At 52.2% G+C, this 18905-nt stretch carries 16 protein-coding genes and 1 pseudogene; 8 read left to right on the plus strand and 9 right to left on the minus strand.

The window, feature by feature from the left end; genetic code table 11:
* Positions 1-45: 45 nt before the first annotated feature.
* From AC4OVU_RS21045 to AC4OVU_RS21060, 4 genes and pseudogenes are all read right to left on the minus strand, one after another.
* Positions 46-657, minus strand: a pseudogene (locus AC4OVU_RS21045) (AAA family ATPase); the annotation flags it as partial.
* Positions 657-2780, minus strand: coding sequence for a TnsB C-terminal domain-containing protein (locus AC4OVU_RS21050; RefSeq protein ID WP_000351433.1), 2124 nt, complete (start codon positions 2778-2780; stop codon positions 657-659). The pseudogene AC4OVU_RS21045 and the gene AC4OVU_RS21050, both read right to left, overlap by 1 nt.
* Complete coding sequence (locus AC4OVU_RS21055; protein ID WP_000090707.1) at positions 2767-3609, minus strand: TnsA endonuclease N-terminal domain-containing protein; 843 nt, start codon at positions 3607-3609, stop codon at positions 2767-2769. The genes AC4OVU_RS21050 and AC4OVU_RS21055 overlap by 14 nt, the downstream gene beginning before the upstream one ends.
* Before the next feature lie 142 nt (positions 3610-3751).
* On the minus strand, positions 3752-4954 hold the full coding sequence (locus AC4OVU_RS21060) for a BaiN/RdsA family NAD(P)/FAD-dependent oxidoreductase (protein WP_110293109.1): 1203 nt from the start codon (positions 4952-4954) through the stop codon (positions 3752-3754).
* Between the two features lie 228 nt (positions 4955-5182).
* On the opposite strand from AC4OVU_RS21060, the gene pitA reads away from it, so the two are divergent.
* Positions 5183-6682, plus strand: a complete 1500-nt coding sequence (gene pitA / locus AC4OVU_RS21065; RefSeq protein ID WP_003861225.1) for an inorganic phosphate transporter PitA — start codon at positions 5183-5185, stop codon at positions 6680-6682.
* 54 nt (positions 6683-6736) lie between these two features.
* Here the strand turns inward: pitA and uspB are convergent, their stop codons facing one another.
* A complete protein-coding gene (gene uspB, locus AC4OVU_RS21070) occupies positions 6737-7072 on the minus strand; it encodes a universal stress protein UspB (RefSeq protein ID WP_003861224.1) in 336 nt (111 codons plus the stop codon).
* A 283-nt stretch (positions 7073-7355) separates the two neighbouring features.
* On the opposite strand from uspB, the gene uspA reads away from it, so the two are divergent.
* On the plus strand, positions 7356-7793 hold the full coding sequence (gene uspA / locus AC4OVU_RS21075; protein WP_003861223.1) for a universal stress protein UspA: 438 nt from the start codon (positions 7356-7358) through the stop codon (positions 7791-7793).
* Positions 7794-7926: 133 nt separating this feature from the next.
* Here the strand turns inward: uspA and rsmJ are convergent, their stop codons facing one another.
* A complete protein-coding gene (gene rsmJ / locus AC4OVU_RS21080; protein WP_017693818.1) occupies positions 7927-8679 on the minus strand; it encodes a 16S rRNA (guanine(1516)-N(2))-methyltransferase RsmJ in 753 nt (250 codons plus the stop codon).
* Positions 8680-8686: 7 nt separating this feature from the next.
* On the minus strand, positions 8687-10729 hold the full coding sequence (gene prlC, locus AC4OVU_RS21085; RefSeq protein ID WP_032649784.1) for an oligopeptidase A: 2043 nt from the start codon (positions 10727-10729) through the stop codon (positions 8687-8689).
* A gap of 208 nt (positions 10730-10937) precedes the next feature.
* On the opposite strand from prlC, the gene AC4OVU_RS21090 reads away from it, so the two are divergent.
* The 4 genes from AC4OVU_RS21090 to AC4OVU_RS21105 all read left to right on the plus strand — a co-directional run bounded on the left by AC4OVU_RS21090 (position 10938) and on the right by AC4OVU_RS21105 (position 15553).
* Positions 10938-11780, plus strand: a complete 843-nt coding sequence (locus AC4OVU_RS21090) for a 23S rRNA (adenine(2030)-N(6))-methyltransferase RlmJ (RefSeq protein ID WP_006808562.1) — start codon at positions 10938-10940, stop codon at positions 11778-11780.
* 70 nt (positions 11781-11850) lie between these two features.
* The gene (gorA, locus tag AC4OVU_RS21095) at positions 11851-13203 is read left to right on the plus strand and encodes a glutathione-disulfide reductase (protein ID WP_017384179.1); all 1353 of its coding nucleotides are present in this window, start codon (positions 11851-11853) and stop codon (positions 13201-13203) included.
* A 171-nt stretch (positions 13204-13374) separates the two neighbouring features.
* Positions 13375-13662: a hypothetical protein gene (locus tag AC4OVU_RS21100; RefSeq protein WP_032655457.1), complete on the plus strand. Its 288-nt coding sequence runs from the start codon at positions 13375-13377 to the stop codon at positions 13660-13662.
* A 241-nt stretch (positions 13663-13903) separates the two neighbouring features.
* The gene (locus AC4OVU_RS21105) at positions 13904-15553 is read left to right on the plus strand and encodes an alpha,alpha-trehalase (protein WP_015571511.1); all 1650 of its coding nucleotides are present in this window, start codon (positions 13904-13906) and stop codon (positions 15551-15553) included.
* 57 nt (positions 15554-15610) lie between these two features.
* On the opposite strand, the gene AC4OVU_RS21110 is transcribed toward AC4OVU_RS21105, so the two are convergent.
* The gene (locus AC4OVU_RS21110) at positions 15611-17197 is read right to left on the minus strand and encodes an STY4199 family HEPN domain-containing protein (RefSeq protein ID WP_023304591.1); all 1587 of its coding nucleotides are present in this window, start codon (positions 17195-17197) and stop codon (positions 15611-15613) included.
* 146 nt (positions 17198-17343) lie between these two features.
* On the opposite strand from AC4OVU_RS21110, the gene AC4OVU_RS21115 reads away from it, so the two are divergent.
* Together AC4OVU_RS21115 and AC4OVU_RS21120 are read left to right on the plus strand one after the other, a co-directional pair.
* Positions 17344-17877, plus strand: a complete 534-nt coding sequence (locus tag AC4OVU_RS21115; RefSeq protein ID WP_110292750.1) for a GNAT family N-acetyltransferase — start codon at positions 17344-17346, stop codon at positions 17875-17877.
* A 77-nt stretch (positions 17878-17954) separates the two neighbouring features.
* Positions 17955-18293 carry a lysozyme gene (locus tag AC4OVU_RS21120; protein WP_015571514.1) on the plus strand — a complete coding sequence of 113 codons (339 nt, stop codon included), beginning with the start codon at positions 17955-17957 and terminating at the stop codon, positions 18291-18293.
* On the opposite strand, the gene AC4OVU_RS21125 is transcribed toward AC4OVU_RS21120, so the two are convergent.
* Complete coding sequence (locus tag AC4OVU_RS21125; protein WP_017384182.1) at positions 18272-18874, minus strand: response regulator transcription factor; 603 nt, start codon at positions 18872-18874, stop codon at positions 18272-18274. The two genes, AC4OVU_RS21120 and AC4OVU_RS21125, sit on opposite strands and share 22 nt — an antisense overlap.
* Positions 18875-18905: the final 31 nt, after the last annotated feature.

Consider the following 18905-nt stretch of genomic DNA (forward strand, 5'->3'; position numbering starts at 1 on the left):
TCAAAAACACCATCATACACTAAATCAGTAAGTTGGCACCATTACCGTTCGTTCAATACCAATTGCATCATCTAATTTTTGTAAAATCTCTTCACAAAGGTCTCTCACACTTGAATTGTATGGACAATTAATCTTTACCCATACAATTTGCTTACTGAAGCCGGGAAAAACTCCTTTATAGCTGCTGTGTTCTATAATCTGAGGGAAATGATCCATGACTTGCTCAATCATGGTAGTTTTTCCAGAACCACTCATTCCAACTATCGTAATAGTTTCAGCCTGGGATTTAAAATATCCACTTTCTGGCTCAATATCAGGACGCTCATTTCCATAGTAATGAAGATATTGAATTGTTCCGCTTTTTAAAGGATTACGAGCTGCATAGCTTTCCCTAAGTGCCCGTAAGATCATCTTATAAGCCTGGATAAGATTGGTTTGAGGGCAACGGAATTTCTTTATACGTTCGACATACTGCTCTCTAACATTCGCCGGGGCAGTCCAGCGGATTTTTTCGTCAATTTCGGGGAAATAACTCATTTCCAGAAGTACTTCATCTTCCGTAAGCGCTTCAGGAAGTGCTTCAATTAAGGGATTGCCACGATACTCAGGTAACTCCTGTTCTTTATATATCGCTGAAACGCGCCGTATAAGGTTCATTATTCTGCGTCCTCAGTCTTCTTCTTACCTTTTAACCATCTTTGTTTCTCCTCCCGGCCAGGCAAAAGCAGAACATTACTGGATGAAGGAAGTAGGGGTTCAGATCTTCCATTAGCAACATGAGTTCGCCCTAATGAATCAAGTTCATTTTTCCTGTTCTTTTTAATATCTTTACCATGTACCCGGCGAGATTCGTATATTTCATTTAATCTTTCGTTACCTTTCCTGTTAAATTCATCTTTATTATTGATATTGCTGAGCGAATCCAGAGTAAATAAATTAATTTCTTTTTGAGTATCTACCCAATCAGCCATTACATCTGTATCAAGATGAGCTTTCCCTTTAAATACATCTCTTTTCTTAAGTAGGTAATGTTTTTTGAAAATGCTATTTTTGTCAAATCTTACATATATATAATCTACGCAATTGTCATCTATTCTTGCTTCACAAGTGGTTCTTCCAAATACTCTGACACCTGATGCAATTTCAGGATCACATTCATAAAAAAGATTATTGTACTGAATCCCACCGGCGGTAATGTTAGCGTTCACAGGGATTAACAATCGTGCGATCACTTCGTCGGCCCCAACGGCTCTTGCGCTGAATCTCCCGTGCTTTAAGCTTATCATCCAACTATTTTTTGGTGATATTACGAGATCATTTTCAATCAGTAAGGGATTGATATAAGCCAGTTCCTCATACGTTCTCTGATTATGTGCAAGTATCTCCCGAATCAGTAAAGACGTGACCTCCTGAATCGTTAAACAAGCCCTGGATTGCGGTGTTGGCTCTCCTTTAACAATCTTTCCCCTTCGTGTTGTTCCAATAAGCCTATGAATAACCTCATCATTCAGAATGCCGAAACAGCGTTCAACAATGCTTTTTCTGTCGCCTCTACCGACTGGCGCAAACTCAAGCTTTGTCAGGGGGGTCATCTCTTCCTGAGGTTTAAGACCAATCATCTCCCCGTTGTCACACATCAATGTTAATGGAATGTGAGAACAAGGCCAATCATCATCAGTAATAGAGATTCCAAATAATCTACAATATTCTTTTTTTGGCATAAAGCAATTTGCTAACGCTTGTCGGGCGGCTCGCCATGAAGCATGGTATAAAGAAACATGAAGGCCAACAATCATTCTTGTTGCACGATCCACCACTGTATAAATAGTAGGACGCCCAATGACTTTTCGTCTGTTTAAACTCGAAATAAGATGTACATCAGCGACAGTTGAGTCTATTTCGAAAACATCACCCGGCAAAACAGTTGTATTAGCCACACTACCTAAAAGCGCCCGCATTTTGAGGTCTATTTCTTTTTTCGTGTTCTTCTTATTTATCGAGAAATCTTTAGTGAAGAGTTTTTTATTCCAGTATGAAAATTGTTTTAAAGAAGGAACATATGGAGCTCTATTTTCTAGGTTTGCTGTTTTAATTTCATCCCTAAAATACAAATCAATATGTCTCTCTAATGTTTTCTTTATCGTATCTCCGTTAACTTTATAATGATACGTAATGAGAGATTTTCTAATATTATTTATATCTCTTTCATTAAGAATGAAAACACGTGATCGTTCATTAGGTAATGCTCTGTTTTTTTTGGAATTCCCAAGTTTAATTTCATGTTTGATTCTACTTTTCCCAGCGGCGCCACAGTTCGAGAATGCGGGTAGCAATGCATAAATATCCTGCCCATGTCGCCAATACAACGCCAGAAGCGTTCTGATAGTATATTGTGATATTTTTTTATTTCTGGAGTAATCCATTAAAAGGTGCGACTTTTTATGTAATGCATAGTCGAACAGAAACATTCTGTCATCTACAAGATCTTTAATGATATTGTAATTTTCATCTCGCCTTCCTCTGTCTTTATCTGTTATTTCTTTCTCATCTACTAACATATATGAAGGATATATATAATCTTTACAAGTTATGCTATTTGATTCAATATAATATTTAAACATTGAAAATGAGAAAGGGATTGGCTTACCCGTTCTTTCTGATTTTATTTTAAACAAAATTAACAAATCGACCTTTCTGTCAAAATCCAAAACACGGTAAAGTCCCTCTGCAAGCAAATCAGTGCCTTGAGAGAGCCAGACTGAATTCCTAATAATATCCATTTGCGTTCAGTCCTATATAGTGGTCATTGGAAATTATCTTTATCAGACCGGTTTCGAGTATTGGATATGATAAATCAACATTTATCATTTTTAATCCAATCATTGCCTGCAATAACATCATCGCTTCTTGTGCATCTACCCCAAAGATTGATGAAATCATTGCACGTAGTCCTACTATGGGATAAACATCTGGTTTAAGCTTCCATAGGATTTTATCAAGAGGATATTTATCATAAAATTCAGAACCATCTCTTAATACAGAAGTAGCCCAGCAAATGTTTTTACCGACGACGTTATTGAGTTCCGAGCCAACATAAATTTGAAACTCAACATCAATCAACTGCCAAAACATCCTCTCTATTTCAAGTTTTTGGGCTTCGCGTTCAGGTATGCTCTCGTTATGTTTTACTGCTATAGCTTTGTATCGAAGTCCGCCTTCAGGAGTTCTCAAGGTCAGTAAAAAATCGGTTGTCATAACATTCAGAACTTCGACAGGTACTCCTCTTACTCCCCTCACCATAGGATGTTGAAAATGTAGATGATTTGCTATTTGTTGGGTAAGCCGGAGAGGAAAGAGTGGGAATTGTTCCCGGATATCAATCACCGAGTCATTAAACTCAGCCAGATAGAAAAAGTTACTTTCGACAGAAGAAAGGAGATGATGGTTTCGAAACGTCTTAAGGCCAAAGACTATCGAACGGTTTCCACGGGATTTAACGTCCTGAGCTCTAAGCCAGGGCTGATAACTTTGGCCATAGCCCACTCCTATGCCGTCACCTAGCGCATTTTCATAATCCAAATAGGATTTGAGACGCCTACCCCTAGCCATGATCGTACCCTAAAAACGACATTGATACGTACCTATATGTGCATTTTATAGTCTCCAACCCTATAACTACACATTCAGTAAGTATACAACATTAGCGTCGTTTTTTGAGAATGGTTACAACTTTAGTGCTTTGTGTACAACTTTATTGTCCTCGGACATCAGCGAGTGCCTGCGCGCATGCCCAGGCACTGGCCCACGCCCACTGGAAGTTATACCCGCCGAGCCAGCCGGTCACGTCCATCACTTCACCAATGAAATAAAGACCCGGCACGTTGCGGGCTTCCATCGTGCAGGATGAGAGTTCGTTTGTATCCACGCCGCCCAGCGTCACTTCCGCCGTGCGGTAGCCTTCGGTGCCGTTTGGCTGTACGCGCCAGTTCGTCAGCGTCTCCACCAGCGCTTCCTGTTCGCGGCTGTTGAGCTGCTTGAGCGCGACATCCGGAATTTGCCCTAATACCTGCAAGCACTCCACGAGACGCTTCGGCAGCTGCATCGCCAGGGTATTTTTCAGGCTTTGATTCGGATGCGCGGCGCGTTGCTCGTTAAGGAAGGCGTCCAGATCGCAGTCCGGCACCAGGTTTACGGAGACAAACTCCCCCGGCTGCCAGTAGCTGGAGATCTGCAATACCGCCGGGCCCGAGAGTCCGCGATGAGTAAAGAGCAGATTTTCGCGGAACACCGTGCCGTCTTCGGCCGTAATGACCGACGGCACAGACACGCCGGAGAGCGTCTGAAGCTGTTCCAGCAGCGGCTTATGCAGCGTGAACGGTACCAGCCCGGCGCGGGTGGGCAGTACCTTCAGGCCAAACTGCTCGGCAATTTTATAGCCGAACGGTGAAGCGCCCAGCCCCGGCATCGAGAGGCCGCCGCTGGCGATCACCAGGTTATCGGCGCTGACGGTTTCACCGTTGAGTTGCAGCGTGTAGCCCTGCTCGTCACGGGCGACGTCCAGCACTTCGGTGCGCAGGCGCATAACTACGCCGCCTTTCTCGCACTCGGCCACCAGCATATCGACAATTTGCTGCGCGGAGTCGTCGCAGAACAGCTGCCCCAGCGTCTTCTCATGCCACGCGATACCGTGTTTACCCACCAGCTCGATAAAATCCCACTGGGTGTAGCGCGCCAGCGCAGATTTGCAAAAATGACGGTTCTGGCTCAAATAGGCCGCAGGCTCGACATAAAGATTAGTAAAGTTGCATCGCCCGCCGCCAGACATCAGGATCTTGCGGCCAGGCTTTTTTCCGTTATCCAGCAGCAGCACGCGACGACCCGCTTGTCCGGCCATCGCCGCACAAAACATACCCGCCGCACCGGCGCCAATTACTACGGCATCAAACCTTTCCACGTCAAAATCCTCTTCGTTAACTGCCGCGGATTGTAAAGTTTCCTCAGTGGTCGCACCAGCGTAAAAAGATATTACAAAGCCATTTCATTGATATTTAAAGATTATCCTTTCAGGCACATTTCTCAAATCAGGTGGTATGTCAAAAAAAGTCTATATTTCACTTTGCCCGTTGCGCATTTGTCCTGGATAATGCGCCGCGTTCATGTCCTCAAAATGGCGTAACGTCCTATGCTACATTTGTTTGCCGGCCTGGATTTACATACCGGGCTTTTATTATTGCTTGCTCTGGTTTTTGTGCTGTTTTACGAAGCGATCAACGGCTTCCACGACACTGCAAACGCAGTAGCAACGGTTATCTACACTCGCGCAATGCGATCGCAGCTTGCGGTCGTGATGGCGGCGGTATTTAACTTTTTTGGTGTCCTCCTGGGCGGACTGAGCGTTGCGTATGCCATTGTGCATATGCTGCCAACGGATCTGCTGCTTAACGTGAGTTCCGGTCATGGCCTGGCCATGGTGTTCTCAATGCTGCTTGCTGCGATTATCTGGAACCTCGGTACCTGGTATTTCGGCCTGCCGGCATCCAGCTCTCACACCCTCATCGGCGCGATTATCGGTATCGGGTTAACCAATGCCCTGATGACCGGGACCTCCGTCGTTGATGCGCTGAATATCCCGAAAGTTCTCGGTATTTTCGGCTCTCTGATCATCTCCCCTATCGTCGGTCTGGTGGTGGCGGGTGGCTTGATTTTCATCCTGCGTCGCTACTGGAGCAACACGAAAAAACGTGCGCGTATCCATCTGACGCCAGCAGAGCGTGAGAAGAAAGACGGCAAGAAAAAGCCGCCGTTCTGGACGCGTATCGCGCTGATCATTTCCGCTATTGGCGTCGCCTTCTCTCATGGCGCGAACGATGGTCAGAAAGGTATCGGCCTGGTGATGCTGGTTCTGATTGGCGTCGCACCGGCGGGCTTCGTGGTTAACATGAACGCCTCCGGTTACGAAATCACCCGTACCCGTGATGCGGTAAACAACGTTGAGACTTACTTCCAGCAGCATCCTGATTTGCTGAAGAAAGCGACCGGCGTGGACCAGCTGATTCCTTCTCCGGAGTCAGGCGCAACGACGGCACCGGGCGAGTTCCATTGCCATCCGGCAAACGCGATTAACGCGCTGGAACGTGCGAAAGGTATGCTGGCCGATATCGAAAGCTATGACAAACTGGCTGTTGAACAGCGTGGTCAACTGCGTCGCATCATGCTCTGTATCTCCGACGTGACGGATAAAGTCGCGAAGCTGCCAGAGGTTAATGCTGACGACCAACGTCTGCTGAAGAAACTGAAAGGCGATATGCTCAACACCATTGAGTACGCGCCAATCTGGATCATCATGGCGGTCGCGCTGGCGCTGGGTATCGGTACGATGATTGGCTGGCGTCGTGTGGCGACCACCATCGGTGAGAAGATCGGTAAGAAAGGCATGACCTATGCGCAGGGTATGTCCGCGCAGATGACGGCAGCGGTATCTATCGGTCTGGCGAGCTACACCGGTATGCCAGTCTCCACCACCCACGTACTCTCTTCGTCCGTGGCAGGTACCATGATTGTTGACGGCGGCGGTTTGCAGCGTAAAACCGTGACCAACATTCTGATGGCCTGGGTGTTCACCCTCCCGGCGTCCATCCTGCTGTCTGGCGGTCTGTACTGGATTTCGCTGAAGCTGATTTAATCGGCTGAAGGCGACAAAAAAGCGGGTCAGGAAACTGGCCCGCTTTTTTTATGCTCAGTGCCAAATCATCAGCGCAATCATACTCACCACAACCAGACCACACAGGGCGCTGGTCAAAATGAACTGACGACGCAGGCGCTCGCAGCGACGGATAAACTCTTCATCGTGGTGATCGCGGTAGCGTTGGTAGTAGATATACCCCACCAGACGCATCTGCTTGCTGGGCTGTCCGTGCGAGGTGAAGAACCCTCCACCGTCCACATACTGATAAAGCAACGGATCGCAACCACGAAGTACCACTAACAGCGCACGTAACGATGAGAAGTAGCGCGCCATATTCACTATGCAAACCACGCATAACGCCCAAAACAATGCGACGGTGCTAATCATACATCCTCCCCGGCGTCCGCCCACGAAGCAAGGCTCCTGAGCTACCGCACCCCAATGCCCTGACAGACAGTTCAGTGAAAGAATGACCAAAAGTCGATCCGGTTCGCGTTTTAATATCCGAACGGCTCATTAAATAGTGTAGGAGATCCGTTAATTTTTTTGCCACAAGGTTAATCGTTATCAACACCAAAGCTTGAAAAATATGTTTAACTGGGCCGTAATGAAAGCATCAGACGACGGCTTTCCCATTTAGTCATCGATAACTTAAGGAAGGAGTAACACTATGGCTTACAAACACATTCTCATCGCGGTAGACCTCTCCCCGGAGAGTAAAGTGCTGGTTGATAAAGCAGTATCCATGGCACGTCCCTACAACGCGAAAGTTTCGCTGATTCACGTTGATGTGAATTACTCCGACCTCTACACCGGTCTGATCGACGTGAATCTCGGCGATATGCAGAAACGCATCTCCGAAGAGACTCACCACGCGCTGAGCGAGCTTTCTACCAACGCGGGCTATCCAATCACTGAAACCTTAAGCGGTAGCGGCGATCTGGGCCAGGTGCTGGTTGATGCGATTAAGAAATACGATATGGACCTGGTGGTATGCGGTCATCACCAGGACTTCTGGAGCAAGCTGATGTCTTCCGCGCGCCAGCTGATTAACACCGTACACGTGGATATGCTGATTGTTCCACTGCGTGACGAAGAAGACGAGTAAGTGCAAAAAAGCCCGGTGGCGCTAACGCTTACCGGGCCTACAAGGTAAAAGCAAAACGGCAACACGGTTGCCGTTTTTAATGTTTGTTCCCTCTCCCTGTGGGAGAGGGTTAGGGTGAGGGCATCAGCCCGCACTATTCTGGCGTTCCCGAATAAATATCAAACCGATGCCCTTTCGTGGTCACCGCGTTAGTGGTCGCAACGTCCGCCAGCGGCGGCGCATAGTCCGGCCGCTTCACCACCACCCGCTTCGTCGCCAGCTGACGAGCCGGCTCCAGCAGGCCATCGGCATCTAAATCTGGCCCCACCAGAGACTGAAACACCCGCATCTCTTTCTTCACCAGCGCGCTTTTCTGCTTATGCGGGAACATGGGGTCGAGATAGACCACCTGCGGGCGCGGGGTGATATCGGTCAGCGCCGTCAGGCTGGAGGCATGAATAAGTTGCAAACGTTCCTGTAACCACGGGCCGATTTCCGGGTCCGCGTAGCCCCGCGTCAACCCGTCGTCGAGCAGCGCGGCGACAACTGGATTACGCTCCAGCATCCGCACCCGACAGCCGACAGACGCCAGCACAAAGGCATCGCGCCCCAGCCCCGCCGTGGCATCCACCACGTCCGGCAGATAGCTGCCTTTAATGCCGACCGCTTTGGCCACCGCTTCACCGCGACCGCCGCCAAACTTACGCCGGTGCGCCATCGCGCCGCCGACAAAATCGACAAAAATCCCGCCAAGCTTTGGCTCATCGAGCTTGCGCAGCTCCAGATGTTCCGGCGTCATCACCAGCGCCATCAGGTTGTCTTCATCATGTTCCAGCCCCCAGCGGGCCGCCAGAACAGATAAGGCGCCGTCCCCGGCGCCTGTTTCATCTACTAAGCAGATCTTCACGTAGCAATCAGCCTTTGATTCCGTAATGCTCCAGCATCGCATCCAGCTGCGGCTCGCGGCCACGGAAGCGTTTGAACAGCTCCATAGGCTCTTCTGAACCGCCGCGCGTCAGGATGTTATCAAGGAACGACTGACCGGTTTCGCGGTTGAAAATCCCCTCTTCTTCGAAGCGCGAGAAGGCATCTGCCGCCAGCACGTCGGCCCATAGGTAGCTGTAGTAGCCTGCGGCGTACCCGCCTGCGAAGATATGGCTGAACGCGTGCGGGAAGCGTCCCCAGGTAGGGCCTGGAATAACCGCGACCTGCTTTTTAATCTCAGCCAGGGTTTCGAGGATTTTCGCCCCCTGCTCCGGGCTGAACTCGGCGTGCAGGCGGAAGTCGAACAGGCCGAACTCCAGCTGACGCAGGATGAACATCGCCGCCTGGTAGTTTTTCGCCGCCAGCATTTTATCCAGCAGTTCTTTCGGCAGCGGTTCGCCCGTTTCGTAATGGCCGGAGATAAATGCCAGCGCGTCCGGCTCCCAGCACCAGTTTTCCATAAACTGGCTTGGCAGCTCGACCGCATCCCATGGCACACCGCTGATACCGGCGACGCCAGCGGTTTCGATGCGGGTCAGCATGTGGTGCAGGCCGTGACCGAACTCGTGGAACAGGGTGATCACTTCATCGTGGGTAAACAGCGCAGGTTTGCCGCTCACCGGGCGGTTGAAGTTACAGGTCAGGTAGGCGACCGGTTTTTGCAGGGAACCATCCGCTTTACGCATCTGGCCCACGCAGTCGTCCATCCACGCCCCGCCACGTTTGTTTTCACGCGCGTAAAGATCCAGATAGAAGCTGCCGCGCAGCTCGTTTTTCTCGTCATACAGCTCGAAGAAGCGCACGTCCGGATGCCAGACGTCGATGTCGGTACGCTCTTTCGCGGTAATGCCGTAGATGCGTTTCACCACCTCGAACAGGCCGTTAACGGCTTTGTTTTCCGGGAAGTACGGACGCAGCTGTTCGTCGCTGATGCTGTAGAGGTGCTGTTTCTGTTTTTCGCTGTAGTACGCGATATCCCACGGCTGAAGCTCGTCCACGCCGAACTCCACTTTCGCAAAGGCGCGCAGCTGAGCCAGTTCTTTTTCACCCTGAGGACGGGCGCGTTTCGCCAGATCGGTCAGGAAGTCGAGCACCTGCTGTGGGTTCTCGGCCATTTTGGTGGCAAGGGATTTATCGGCATAGCTGTCGAAGCCCAGCAGCTGTGCCAGTTCGTGGCGCAGGGCGAGGATCTCCGCCATCACCGGGCTGTTATCCCACTTACCGGCATTCGGCCCCTGATCGGAGGCGCGGGTGCTGTAGGCGCGGTACATCTCTTCGCGCAGGGCCTGGTTGTCGCAGTAGGTCATCACCGGCAGATAGCTTGGGATATCCAGCGTTAACAGGAAGCCTTCCTGCTCTTTCGCTTCGGCCTGGGCTTTTGCCGCCGCCAGCGCGCTTTCCGGCATACCCGCCAGTTCAGATTCATCGGTAATCAGCTTCGTCCAGCCCATGGTGGCGTCGAGGACGTTGTTGCTGTACTGGTTGCCCAGCTCGGACAGGCGCGCGGCGATTTCGCCGTAGCGAACCTGTTTTTCTTTTGGCAGGCCAATCCCGGACAGTTCGAAATCACGCAGGGCGTTATCGACCGATTTTTTCTGCGCCGTGTTCAGTTCGGCATAGTGGTCGCCGTCGCGCAGGTCGCGGTAGGCTTTGTAGAGCCCCTCATGCTGACCGACCCAGGTGCTGTACTCAGAGAGCAGCGGCAGGGTCTGTTCGTAGGCTTCACGCAGCTCCGGGCTGTTTTTCACCGAGTTCAGGTGACTCACCGGGGAGAAAATACGCCCCAGCACGTCGTCCACTTCGGCCAGCGGCTGACACAGATTTTCCCAGGTGTACGGCGCGCCCTGCGCGACCACGCTTTCTACCGCCGCACGGCAGTTGTTCAGCGACTGGGTAACGGCCGGAACCACATGCTCAGGGAGGATTTTAGAAAACGGTGGCAACGAAAAAGGCGTCAGTAATGGATTGGTCATAAACGCTGTCCTGTTGAAATAGATGAATGAAGCGCGCATCCGGCGCTGTGCATATTGTTTTCAGTAATGGGGTTAAGTGTAGAGGATTTCAATGCCGAAGGTTGTCGAAAAACGCCCGTTGGCGCTGCGCTTACCGGGCCTGCGGGTAATCTGTGCCGTTCTGCTGTAAACTGTGGCAAATCGTCAATTCAGCGGAATATCATTACCCATGCTCAGTTATCGCCACAGCTTCCACGCAGGCAACCACGCCGACGTCCTCAAACATACCGTTCAGAGCCTGATCATCGAATCGCTTAAAGAAAAGGATAAACCGTTCCTTTATCTGGACACCCACGCGGGCGCGGGCCGTTATCAGCTGAGCGGCGAGCATGCCGAGCGTACCGGTGAATATCTGGAAGGGATTGCGCGTATCTGGCAGCAGGACGATCTGCCTGCCGAGCTGGAGCCGTACATTGGCGTGGTGAATCACTTCAACCGCAACGGCCAACTGCGTTACTACCCGGGTTCACCACTGATTGCCCGCCAGCTGCTGCGTGAGCAGGACAGCCTTCAGCTGACAGAGCTGCACCCGAGCGACTTCCCGCTGCTGCGTTCTGAGTTTCAGAAAGATAACCGCGCCCGCGTGGACAAAGCCGATGGCTACCAGCAGCTGAAAGCCAAACTGCCGCCGGTTTCCCGTCGCGGCCTGGTGCTGATCGACCCGCCGTACGAAATCAAAACCGACTATCAGGCGGTGGTGACCGGCATTAACGAAGGTTACAAACGCTTTGCGACCGGCACCTATGCCCTGTGGTATCCGGTAGTGCTGCGCGCGCAAATTAAACGCATGATCAAAGACCTCGAAGCGACCGGCATTCGTAAAATCCTGCAAATTGAGCTGGCGGTGCGCCCTGACAGCGACCAGCGCGGCATGACCGCGTCCGGCATGATCGTCATTAACCCGCCGTGGAAGCTCGAAGCACAGATGAACAACGTGCTGCCGTGGCTGCACAAAACGCTGGTGCCAGCCGGTACGGGTCACGCCACCGTGAGCTGGATCGTGCCGGAGTAATCGCAGCCATCGGTGGAAACTATTGATTTCAGGTATACAATCGCGGCAATTCACGATTAAGGACAACGCTATGACTAAGCATTATGACTACATCGCAATCGGCGGCGGCAGCGGCGGCATCGCCTCCATCAACCGTGCGGCCATGTACGGCCAGAAGTGTGCGCTGATTGAAGCCAAAGAACTCGGCGGCACCTGCGTGAACGTGGGTTGTGTACCGAAGAAAGTGATGTGGCATGCCGCGCAAATCCGTGAAGCTATCCATATGTATGGCCCGGACTACGGCTTTGACACCACCATCAACCACTTCGACTGGGATAAACTGATCGCCAGCCGTACCGCCTACATCGACCGTATTCACACCTCGTACGATAACGTGCTGGGCAAGAATAACGTCGACGTGATCCGCGGCTTCGCCCGTTTCGTGGATGCGAAGACGATCGAAGTGAACGGCGAGACGATCACCGCCGATCACATCCTGATCGCCACCGGCGGCCGTCCGAGCCACCCGAACATTCCGGGCGCGGAATACGGTATCGACTCCGACGGTTTCTTCGAGCTGCCTGCTCTGCCAGAACGCGTGGCCATTGTGGGCGCAGGTTACATCGCGGTTGAGCTGGCCGGCGTGATTAACGGCCTGGGAGCGGAAGCGCACCTGTTCGTGCGTAAACACGCGCCGCTGCGCAGCTTTGACCCGCTGATCGTCGACACGCTGGTCGAGGTGATGAACGCCGAAGGCCCAACCCTGCACACCAACGCCGTGCCAAAAGCGGTGGTGAAAAATGCGGACGGTAGCCTGACTCTGGAGCTGGAAGATGGCCGCAGCCAGACCGTTGATTGCCTGATCTGGGCGATTGGTCGTGAACCGGCCACCGACAACTTCAACCTGGCCGCAACCGGGGTGAAAACCAATGAAAAAGGCTACATTGTCGTTGATAAGTTCCAGAACACCAGCGTACCGGGCATTTATGCCGTCGGTGATAACACCGGCGCCGTAGAGCTGACGCCGGTTGCCGTGGCGGCGGGACGTCGTCTTTCCGAGCGTCTGTTTAATAACAAGCCGGACGAACATCTGGACTACAGCAACATCCCGACCGTGGTCTTCAGCCACCCGCCAATCGGTACCGTCGGCTTAACCGAGCCGCAGGCGCGTGAGCAGTACGGCGATGACCAGGTGAAAGTGTATAAATCGGCGTTTACCGCGATGTATACCGCGGTCACCTCGCACCGTCAGCCGTGCCGCATGAAGCTGGTCTGCGTGGGCCCGGAAGAGAAGATCGTTGGCATCCACGGCATTGGCTTCGGCATGGACGAGATCCTGCAAGGCTTCGCGGTGGCGCTGAAGATGGGCGCAACGAAGAAAGACTTCGATAACACCGTGGCGATCCACCCGACTGCGGCGGAAGAGTTTGTGACTATGCGCTGATCCGTCTGATCCGCAACAAAACCGGCCAGCTGGCCGGTTTTTTTATGCCTTTGGCGGGTAAACCCAACGGGTGTACAAACGGTAACAAAATAACCCGATACCCGCGGTGGAATTAACTAATCTTAGAAAGCGCTACGCGTTCGCCTGTTACTACGGAAAAAGATTAGAGATATGAAAATGCACGTAAAGATCACCGCAAAACTGATGGCCAAAATGCACCTTGTTCTCGCGCTGGTTTGGGCGATACTGACTATTCCTACCCTGCTGTGGTGGAAAAACAGCATTCTGTGGGTGTCGTTAATGAGCATTTACGCCATCGTGATTTCCCATCTGGCTGCGTACAGCGCCGCCCATGCGGAAAAAGCAGCCAGCAAGGCGATGGATAAAAGCGAAGGCGCCAGCCAGAAAGCCAGTCAAACCGCCAACAGCCTTCAGGGCGATGCGCGTCAGGCACATTAATCCGTGCTTATATGCAGAATACCGAATGCTCTGAATTTTATTCCTGCTCTGTTTCCAAAGATTCTGATTTAATAATTTCATAATCAAAGGGATATCTGATTTTCAGCGTGTTTAAATCCATTTTGAAAGCGTGATCTACCGCACACTTCGCACCGCATTAACCGAAGCGAATGTCTACGCTTTAAAGATAGCCGGGAAAAACCCGTATTGGTTACGACAAAAACCGGAGGTCCTGAACACCATGTTCAACCAGAAACTACAGACTGCCGAGGATATCGAGTTCGAGATTGCAGAAGAGCTGCGCTACGAAACCGATCCCTGTGAGTTAAAACTGGATGAGATGATCGAGGCAGAGCCGGAACCGGAAATGATTGAAGGGCTGCCGGCGTCCGATGCCCTTACGCCCGCAGACCGCTACCTTGAACTGTTTGAACACGTCCAGTCGTCGCGGCTGTTTGCGGACAGCAAAACCTTTCCCGACTGCGCGCCGAAGATGGATCCGCTGGATATTTTGATCCGCTATCGCAAGGTGCGTCGTCACCGTGATTTTGACCTGGCGCGCTTTGTGGAGAATCACTTCTGGCTGCCGGAGGACTACAGCAAAGAGTACGTCTCTGACCCCGGCCTGTCCCTGAAAGAACATATTGATAATCTGTGGCCGGTGCTGACGCGCGAGCCGCAGGATCACATCCCTTGGTCGTCGCTGCTGGCGCTGCCTCAGGCCTATATTGTGCCCGGTGGGCGATTCAGTGAGACCTACTACTGGGACTCTTACTTCTCCATGCTGGGGCTTGCTGAAAGCGGTCGTAACGATCTGCTGAAATGTATGGCCGATAACTTCGCCTGGCTGATTGAGCGCTACGGCCATATCCCGAACGGCAACCGTACCTACTATCTCAGCCGCTCCCAGCCGCCCGTTTTTGCCCTGATGGTGGAGCTGTTTGAAGAGGACGGCGTGCGCGGGGCGAAGCGCTATCTTGAGCATCTTAAGATGGAGTACGCCTTCTGGATGGACGGGGCGGAATCGCTGCTGCTCAATCAGGCCTATCGCAGTGCGGTACGCATGCCGGATGGCTCATTGCTCAACCGCTACTGGGACGATCGCGACACGCCGCGAGATGAATCGTGGATTGAGGATGTGGAAACCGCCCGTCATTCCGGTCGTCCGCCGAACGAGGTGTATCGCGACCTGCGCGCCGGGGCAGCCTCAGGATGGGATTACTCATCCCGCTGGCTGCGCGATCCTGCGCGGCTGGCCAGCATCCGCACGACACAATTTATCCCCATTGATTTGAACGCATTCCTGTTCAAACTGGAGAGCGCTATCGCCAATATCTCCGCGTCGAAAGGGGATAAAGAGACGGCTGATCTGTTCCGCCAGAAAGCCAGCGACCGGCGCGCGGCGGTGAACCGCTATCTGTGGGACGAAGAGAACGGCTGTTATCGTGATTACGACTGGCGGCGTGAAGCCCTGGCGCTGTTCTCTGCGGCCAGCATTGTGCCGCTCTATGTGGGCATGGCGACGCATGAGCAGGCTGAACGGCTGTCCGATGCCGTTAAAGCCCGTCTGCTCACGCCGGGCGGTATTCTCGCCACCGAATATGAAACCGGGGAGCAGTGGGATAAGCCGAACGGCTGGGCGCCGCTCCAGTGGATGGCGATCCAGGGGTTCAAGCAGTACGGCAACGACTCGCTGGGAGATGAGATCGCCTGGAGCTGGCTGCACACGGTGAACCATTACTACAAAACCCATCATAAGCTGATTGAGAAGTACCACATCGCCAGCAGCACGCCACGCGAAGGTGGCGGGGGTGAGTATCCGTTGCAGGATGGCTTCGGCTGGACGAATGGCGTGGTGCGGCGGTTGATTGGGCTGTATGGGGAGCCCTGAGCCTCACCCCTCACCCTGCCCCTCTCCCCTGAGGGGCAGAGTGAGGGGGAAAAATAATCAGCGGATCACCTCATAAATGGCAGTCTGGATGGACTGCCATTTTTTTGTGCTGGCATCGGGCTGCGTCTTCGCGCGGCGCGTTGCCATATCGGCGTCGTGCTGCTGGCGTTTCACCACCGCGGGAACGGTACAGAATGCTTCCAGGTACTGCTTACGCATAGGCGTCAGCGATTCGCCGTTCGCCATCGCATGGCTAAGCGTATTAATAAAGCGTCGGCAGGGCTTTTGCTCTGTCATTTGCAGGCGGTAGCGCAACATTACTTCCAGTACATCGTCGTAGCCTGCCGACAACGCCTCCTCCGTCCATGACATTTTCCAGTCCATCCCGCCCTGCAAAAACAGGAGCGCCACGCGGGTGTCATTGCGATTGATGGCCGAGCGGAAATTATTCTCATCCCAGGTAACACCCATGCGGGTTAACGTCTCGCGTGAGGAAGGCGTTTCGCGCATTTCCTGCACCTGCGCGGGAGATGCCGTACTGGCCACAGCCGGCTGCGGTTTACTGCTGGTCACCAGCCAGAATCCCCCCACGACAATCGCGATAACCATCACGCCAACCGCTCCCCACAGCACGCCGGAAATCAGCTGTTCGCGCTGCTCTGGCGTACGCGCGGCGCGCTGAGTCGGTTTTTCTATACTGTCGCGCACTTCAAAAAGATCGCCGCCTGTGGTGCGGTCCATTTTTTGCGCCTTTTCCCAGAACGCGTGCAGCTCGCTTTCGTCCACCGCCATCAGCGCCGCCGGGTTAACGCGTGTCCGCCCTTCCTCAAACGCGCGCTGAACGGAGCGGGTGATCTGCGTGTAATAGCAGTCGAGCAGCTGGATTTGCGCCCCGCTTAACGGCTGCTGCACGGTGATGCTGTTGCGGATTTGTCGAATATCTTCGAGGAAGGTTTGCAGGGTTTTGCGGGGCTCTACCAGCAGCGTCAGCATGTCCGGAGCGTTAAACAGCGGCGCGTAGTAGCGGCTAAATTCTTTTTTATCCACCAGCAGCTGGGCCAGTTCGCTGAACAACATGCCGCTCAGAACATCATTAATCTCACCGTTTTTCAGCCAGCGACGCACGCGTTCAGCGTTAAACAAGGTCTTAAGATGATTATTCAGCCGCACCGGATCGGGCCACGCCTGCTGTATCAGCCCTTTAATCATCAGCTCAATGGCACGCACCTGTTTCTGCGCCTGAAGCTGGCTCTCCTTCTCTGGCACCCTCCCGGTTTCGTAGGTCAGGAGGGGCTGTTGCAGACGCAGATATTCAAGGGAGGTGACGAAGCGCATCGCCGCAATCAGCTGATTTTCGCTGACATCCTGCCCGCTTTCATACTGGGGAACACGCTGCTGAAGCAAGCGTAATTGCAGCGTAAAGGCCGTCATTTCCGCATCATTCAGATTCAGCTTCCTGGCTACGGCGCCCCACCCGCCCAGCCCCAGGCGGGCGCTATCCAGTTGCTCCAGAAACCAGCGTGGATCTTTTCCTTCAGAAACATGTACATTCAACAGAAGTAAAATTTCAACAGACGCCTGACGGATCGCTGCCAGACAGTGTTCAAACTGTTCGCGGGTATGATGCGATGAGCTAATCATCATTGTTTTCCTTGAGAGACAATGAGTACCGCTAAAGCGGCATTAAAAGTCGTTTTTCTTTTTATTTATATGAGGTTAAACATACCTGACTTTCTGTTGAAATAAAGTGACAACCTTATAATCATTTGCAATGCCTCCGGAGGATCGTCATGCCCACCTTAACCACCGCGCGTCTCACCTGCTCGCCGCTGCAAGAGCAAGACTGGCCCTTTTTTCTGTCGCTACAGCAAAATCCTGAGGTGATGCGTTTTGTCGCCCCTGCGCGTAGCGAGGCGGACATTCGGGAAGCCTTTGAGTCTCGTCTGTTGCCGTGGATGCCGGGCAGCTCGCACTGGCTCTGCCTTGTGGTGCGTGAGACGGCCAGCCAGACGCCGCTGGGCGTAACCGGCTATGTGCACCGGGAAGCAGATTGTGCTGAAGTCGGTTTTCTCTTTGCGCCCTCTGCGCAGGGGAAAGGTTACGGCTTTGAATCTCTGCGGGCTGTGTGTGATTTCGCGCTGACTCAGGGTAATATCCGTCGGCTCACCGCCACCGTGACGGCGGGAAATATCGCCTCAAGGCGACTGCTGGAAAAAACAGGTTTTCAACTGGAAGGTGAGTTGCGTGAGAGTTATTTCCTTTCAGGGCAATGGCATAACGACTGGCTATTCGGTTTACTGAAAAAGGAATTTCCGTTCAGTTAAACCTGATCAACAGCCATTTGGCGGATATTTCCCCGGAGGCGTTTCCTCTATAGTCGCGCCACTAAGAGGAAACGCTTATGACGGGTTATGCAATGCAGATATCTTCTGCTGCAATCGCATTAATTAAAAAACAACAGGGTCTTTCCCTGGAGAAATACCGTGACGAAAAGGGTATATGGGTTATTGGTTATGGTCACGTGATTCGCCAGTGGGAAAAATTTAACAGTCTCATCACGCCGATTGAGGCGGAGAATTTGCTTTTTAATGATATTCAATTATGTGAGGCGCTACTGCGGGAAATGAACAAACGCCCATTAACCCAACAGCAGCATGACGCCCTGATATTAACCCTCTTCAGTTTTGGGGAAGAGTCCCCTCTGCCTGAGAAGATCCTTCAGGCCGTCGCCCGGGTGTAGTACATCGCGGCCTGCGTCCGGTTTTTGACATCAAGACGCCGGAAAAGCGTCTCAAGATGGGCTTTTACCGTTGCCGCACTGATGTTGAGATTACGACCAATCTCTTTATTGGACTCTCCGGCCGCCAGTAACTTCAATACCTCACGCTGGCGCTCGCTTAACACTGCCAGTTCATCCTGAGAGGAGTGCTGCTTCAGCCACTCGCCGGGAAAACAGACCATTCCACGCGATACGGAATCCAGCACTGCGGAAAAGCGTTCGGGATTCGCATTGCGGGGAATTATCGCCACCACGTTGCGCTGAAACATTTGCTCAACCCAACGTCGCTCTTTTTTCGTTAACACCAACACCACGCGCGACGCTGGAAAACGATCCATAATCTCTTCCAGTAAAGCCACACCATTATCACGAATTAAATACCCATCTATCATGACGATAGCGGAGGGTGACGCGGATAATTGCGCCCATAATTCATCAGTCTGACGAGCCCCTGTCATCTCTATTTTCGGAATTAACTTCTGCAAACTGTACATCGCTCCATGAATAAATAATGACTGCCTGTCAAACATGATTACTCGCATCGTTTTACTCCTCTGAGAATAGCGAAGGGGG

The sequence above is a fragment of the Enterobacter sp. 6722112 genome, assembly GCF_058661685.1.

What these genes read in the sequence shown, in the direction of transcription:
- AC4OVU_RS21050 (WP_000351433.1), bottom strand. Translation starts at nt 2,780, where the DNA reads ATGGATATTATTAGGAATTCAGTCTGGCTCTCTCAAGGCACTGATTTG.
- AC4OVU_RS21055 (WP_000090707.1), bottom strand. Translation starts at nt 3,609, where the DNA reads ATGGCTAGGGGTAGGCGTCTCAAATCCTATTTGGATTATGAAAATGCG.
- pitA (WP_003861225.1), top strand. Translation starts at nt 5,183, where the DNA reads ATGCTACATTTGTTTGCCGGCCTGGATTTACATACCGGGCTTTTATTA.
- uspB (WP_003861224.1), bottom strand. Translation starts at nt 7,072, where the DNA reads ATGATTAGCACCGTCGCATTGTTTTGGGCGTTATGCGTGGTTTGCATA.
- uspA (WP_003861223.1), top strand. Translation starts at nt 7,356, where the DNA reads ATGGCTTACAAACACATTCTCATCGCGGTAGACCTCTCCCCGGAGAGT.
- prlC (WP_032649784.1), bottom strand. Translation starts at nt 10,729, where the DNA reads ATGACCAATCCATTACTGACGCCTTTTTCGTTGCCACCGTTTTCTAAA.
- AC4OVU_RS21090 (WP_006808562.1), top strand. Translation starts at nt 10,938, where the DNA reads ATGCTCAGTTATCGCCACAGCTTCCACGCAGGCAACCACGCCGACGTC.
- gorA (WP_017384179.1), top strand. Translation starts at nt 11,851, where the DNA reads ATGACTAAGCATTATGACTACATCGCAATCGGCGGCGGCAGCGGCGGC.
- AC4OVU_RS21100 (WP_032655457.1), top strand. Translation starts at nt 13,375, where the DNA reads ATGAAAATGCACGTAAAGATCACCGCAAAACTGATGGCCAAAATGCAC.
- AC4OVU_RS21105 (WP_015571511.1), top strand. Translation starts at nt 13,904, where the DNA reads ATGTTCAACCAGAAACTACAGACTGCCGAGGATATCGAGTTCGAGATT.
- AC4OVU_RS21110 (WP_023304591.1), bottom strand. Translation starts at nt 17,197, where the DNA reads ATGATGATTAGCTCATCGCATCATACCCGCGAACAGTTTGAACACTGT.
- AC4OVU_RS21115 (WP_110292750.1), top strand. Translation starts at nt 17,344, where the DNA reads ATGCCCACCTTAACCACCGCGCGTCTCACCTGCTCGCCGCTGCAAGAG.
- AC4OVU_RS21120 (WP_015571514.1), top strand. Translation starts at nt 17,955, where the DNA reads ATGACGGGTTATGCAATGCAGATATCTTCTGCTGCAATCGCATTAATT.
- AC4OVU_RS21125 (WP_017384182.1), bottom strand. Translation starts at nt 18,874, where the DNA reads ATGCGAGTAATCATGTTTGACAGGCAGTCATTATTTATTCATGGAGCG.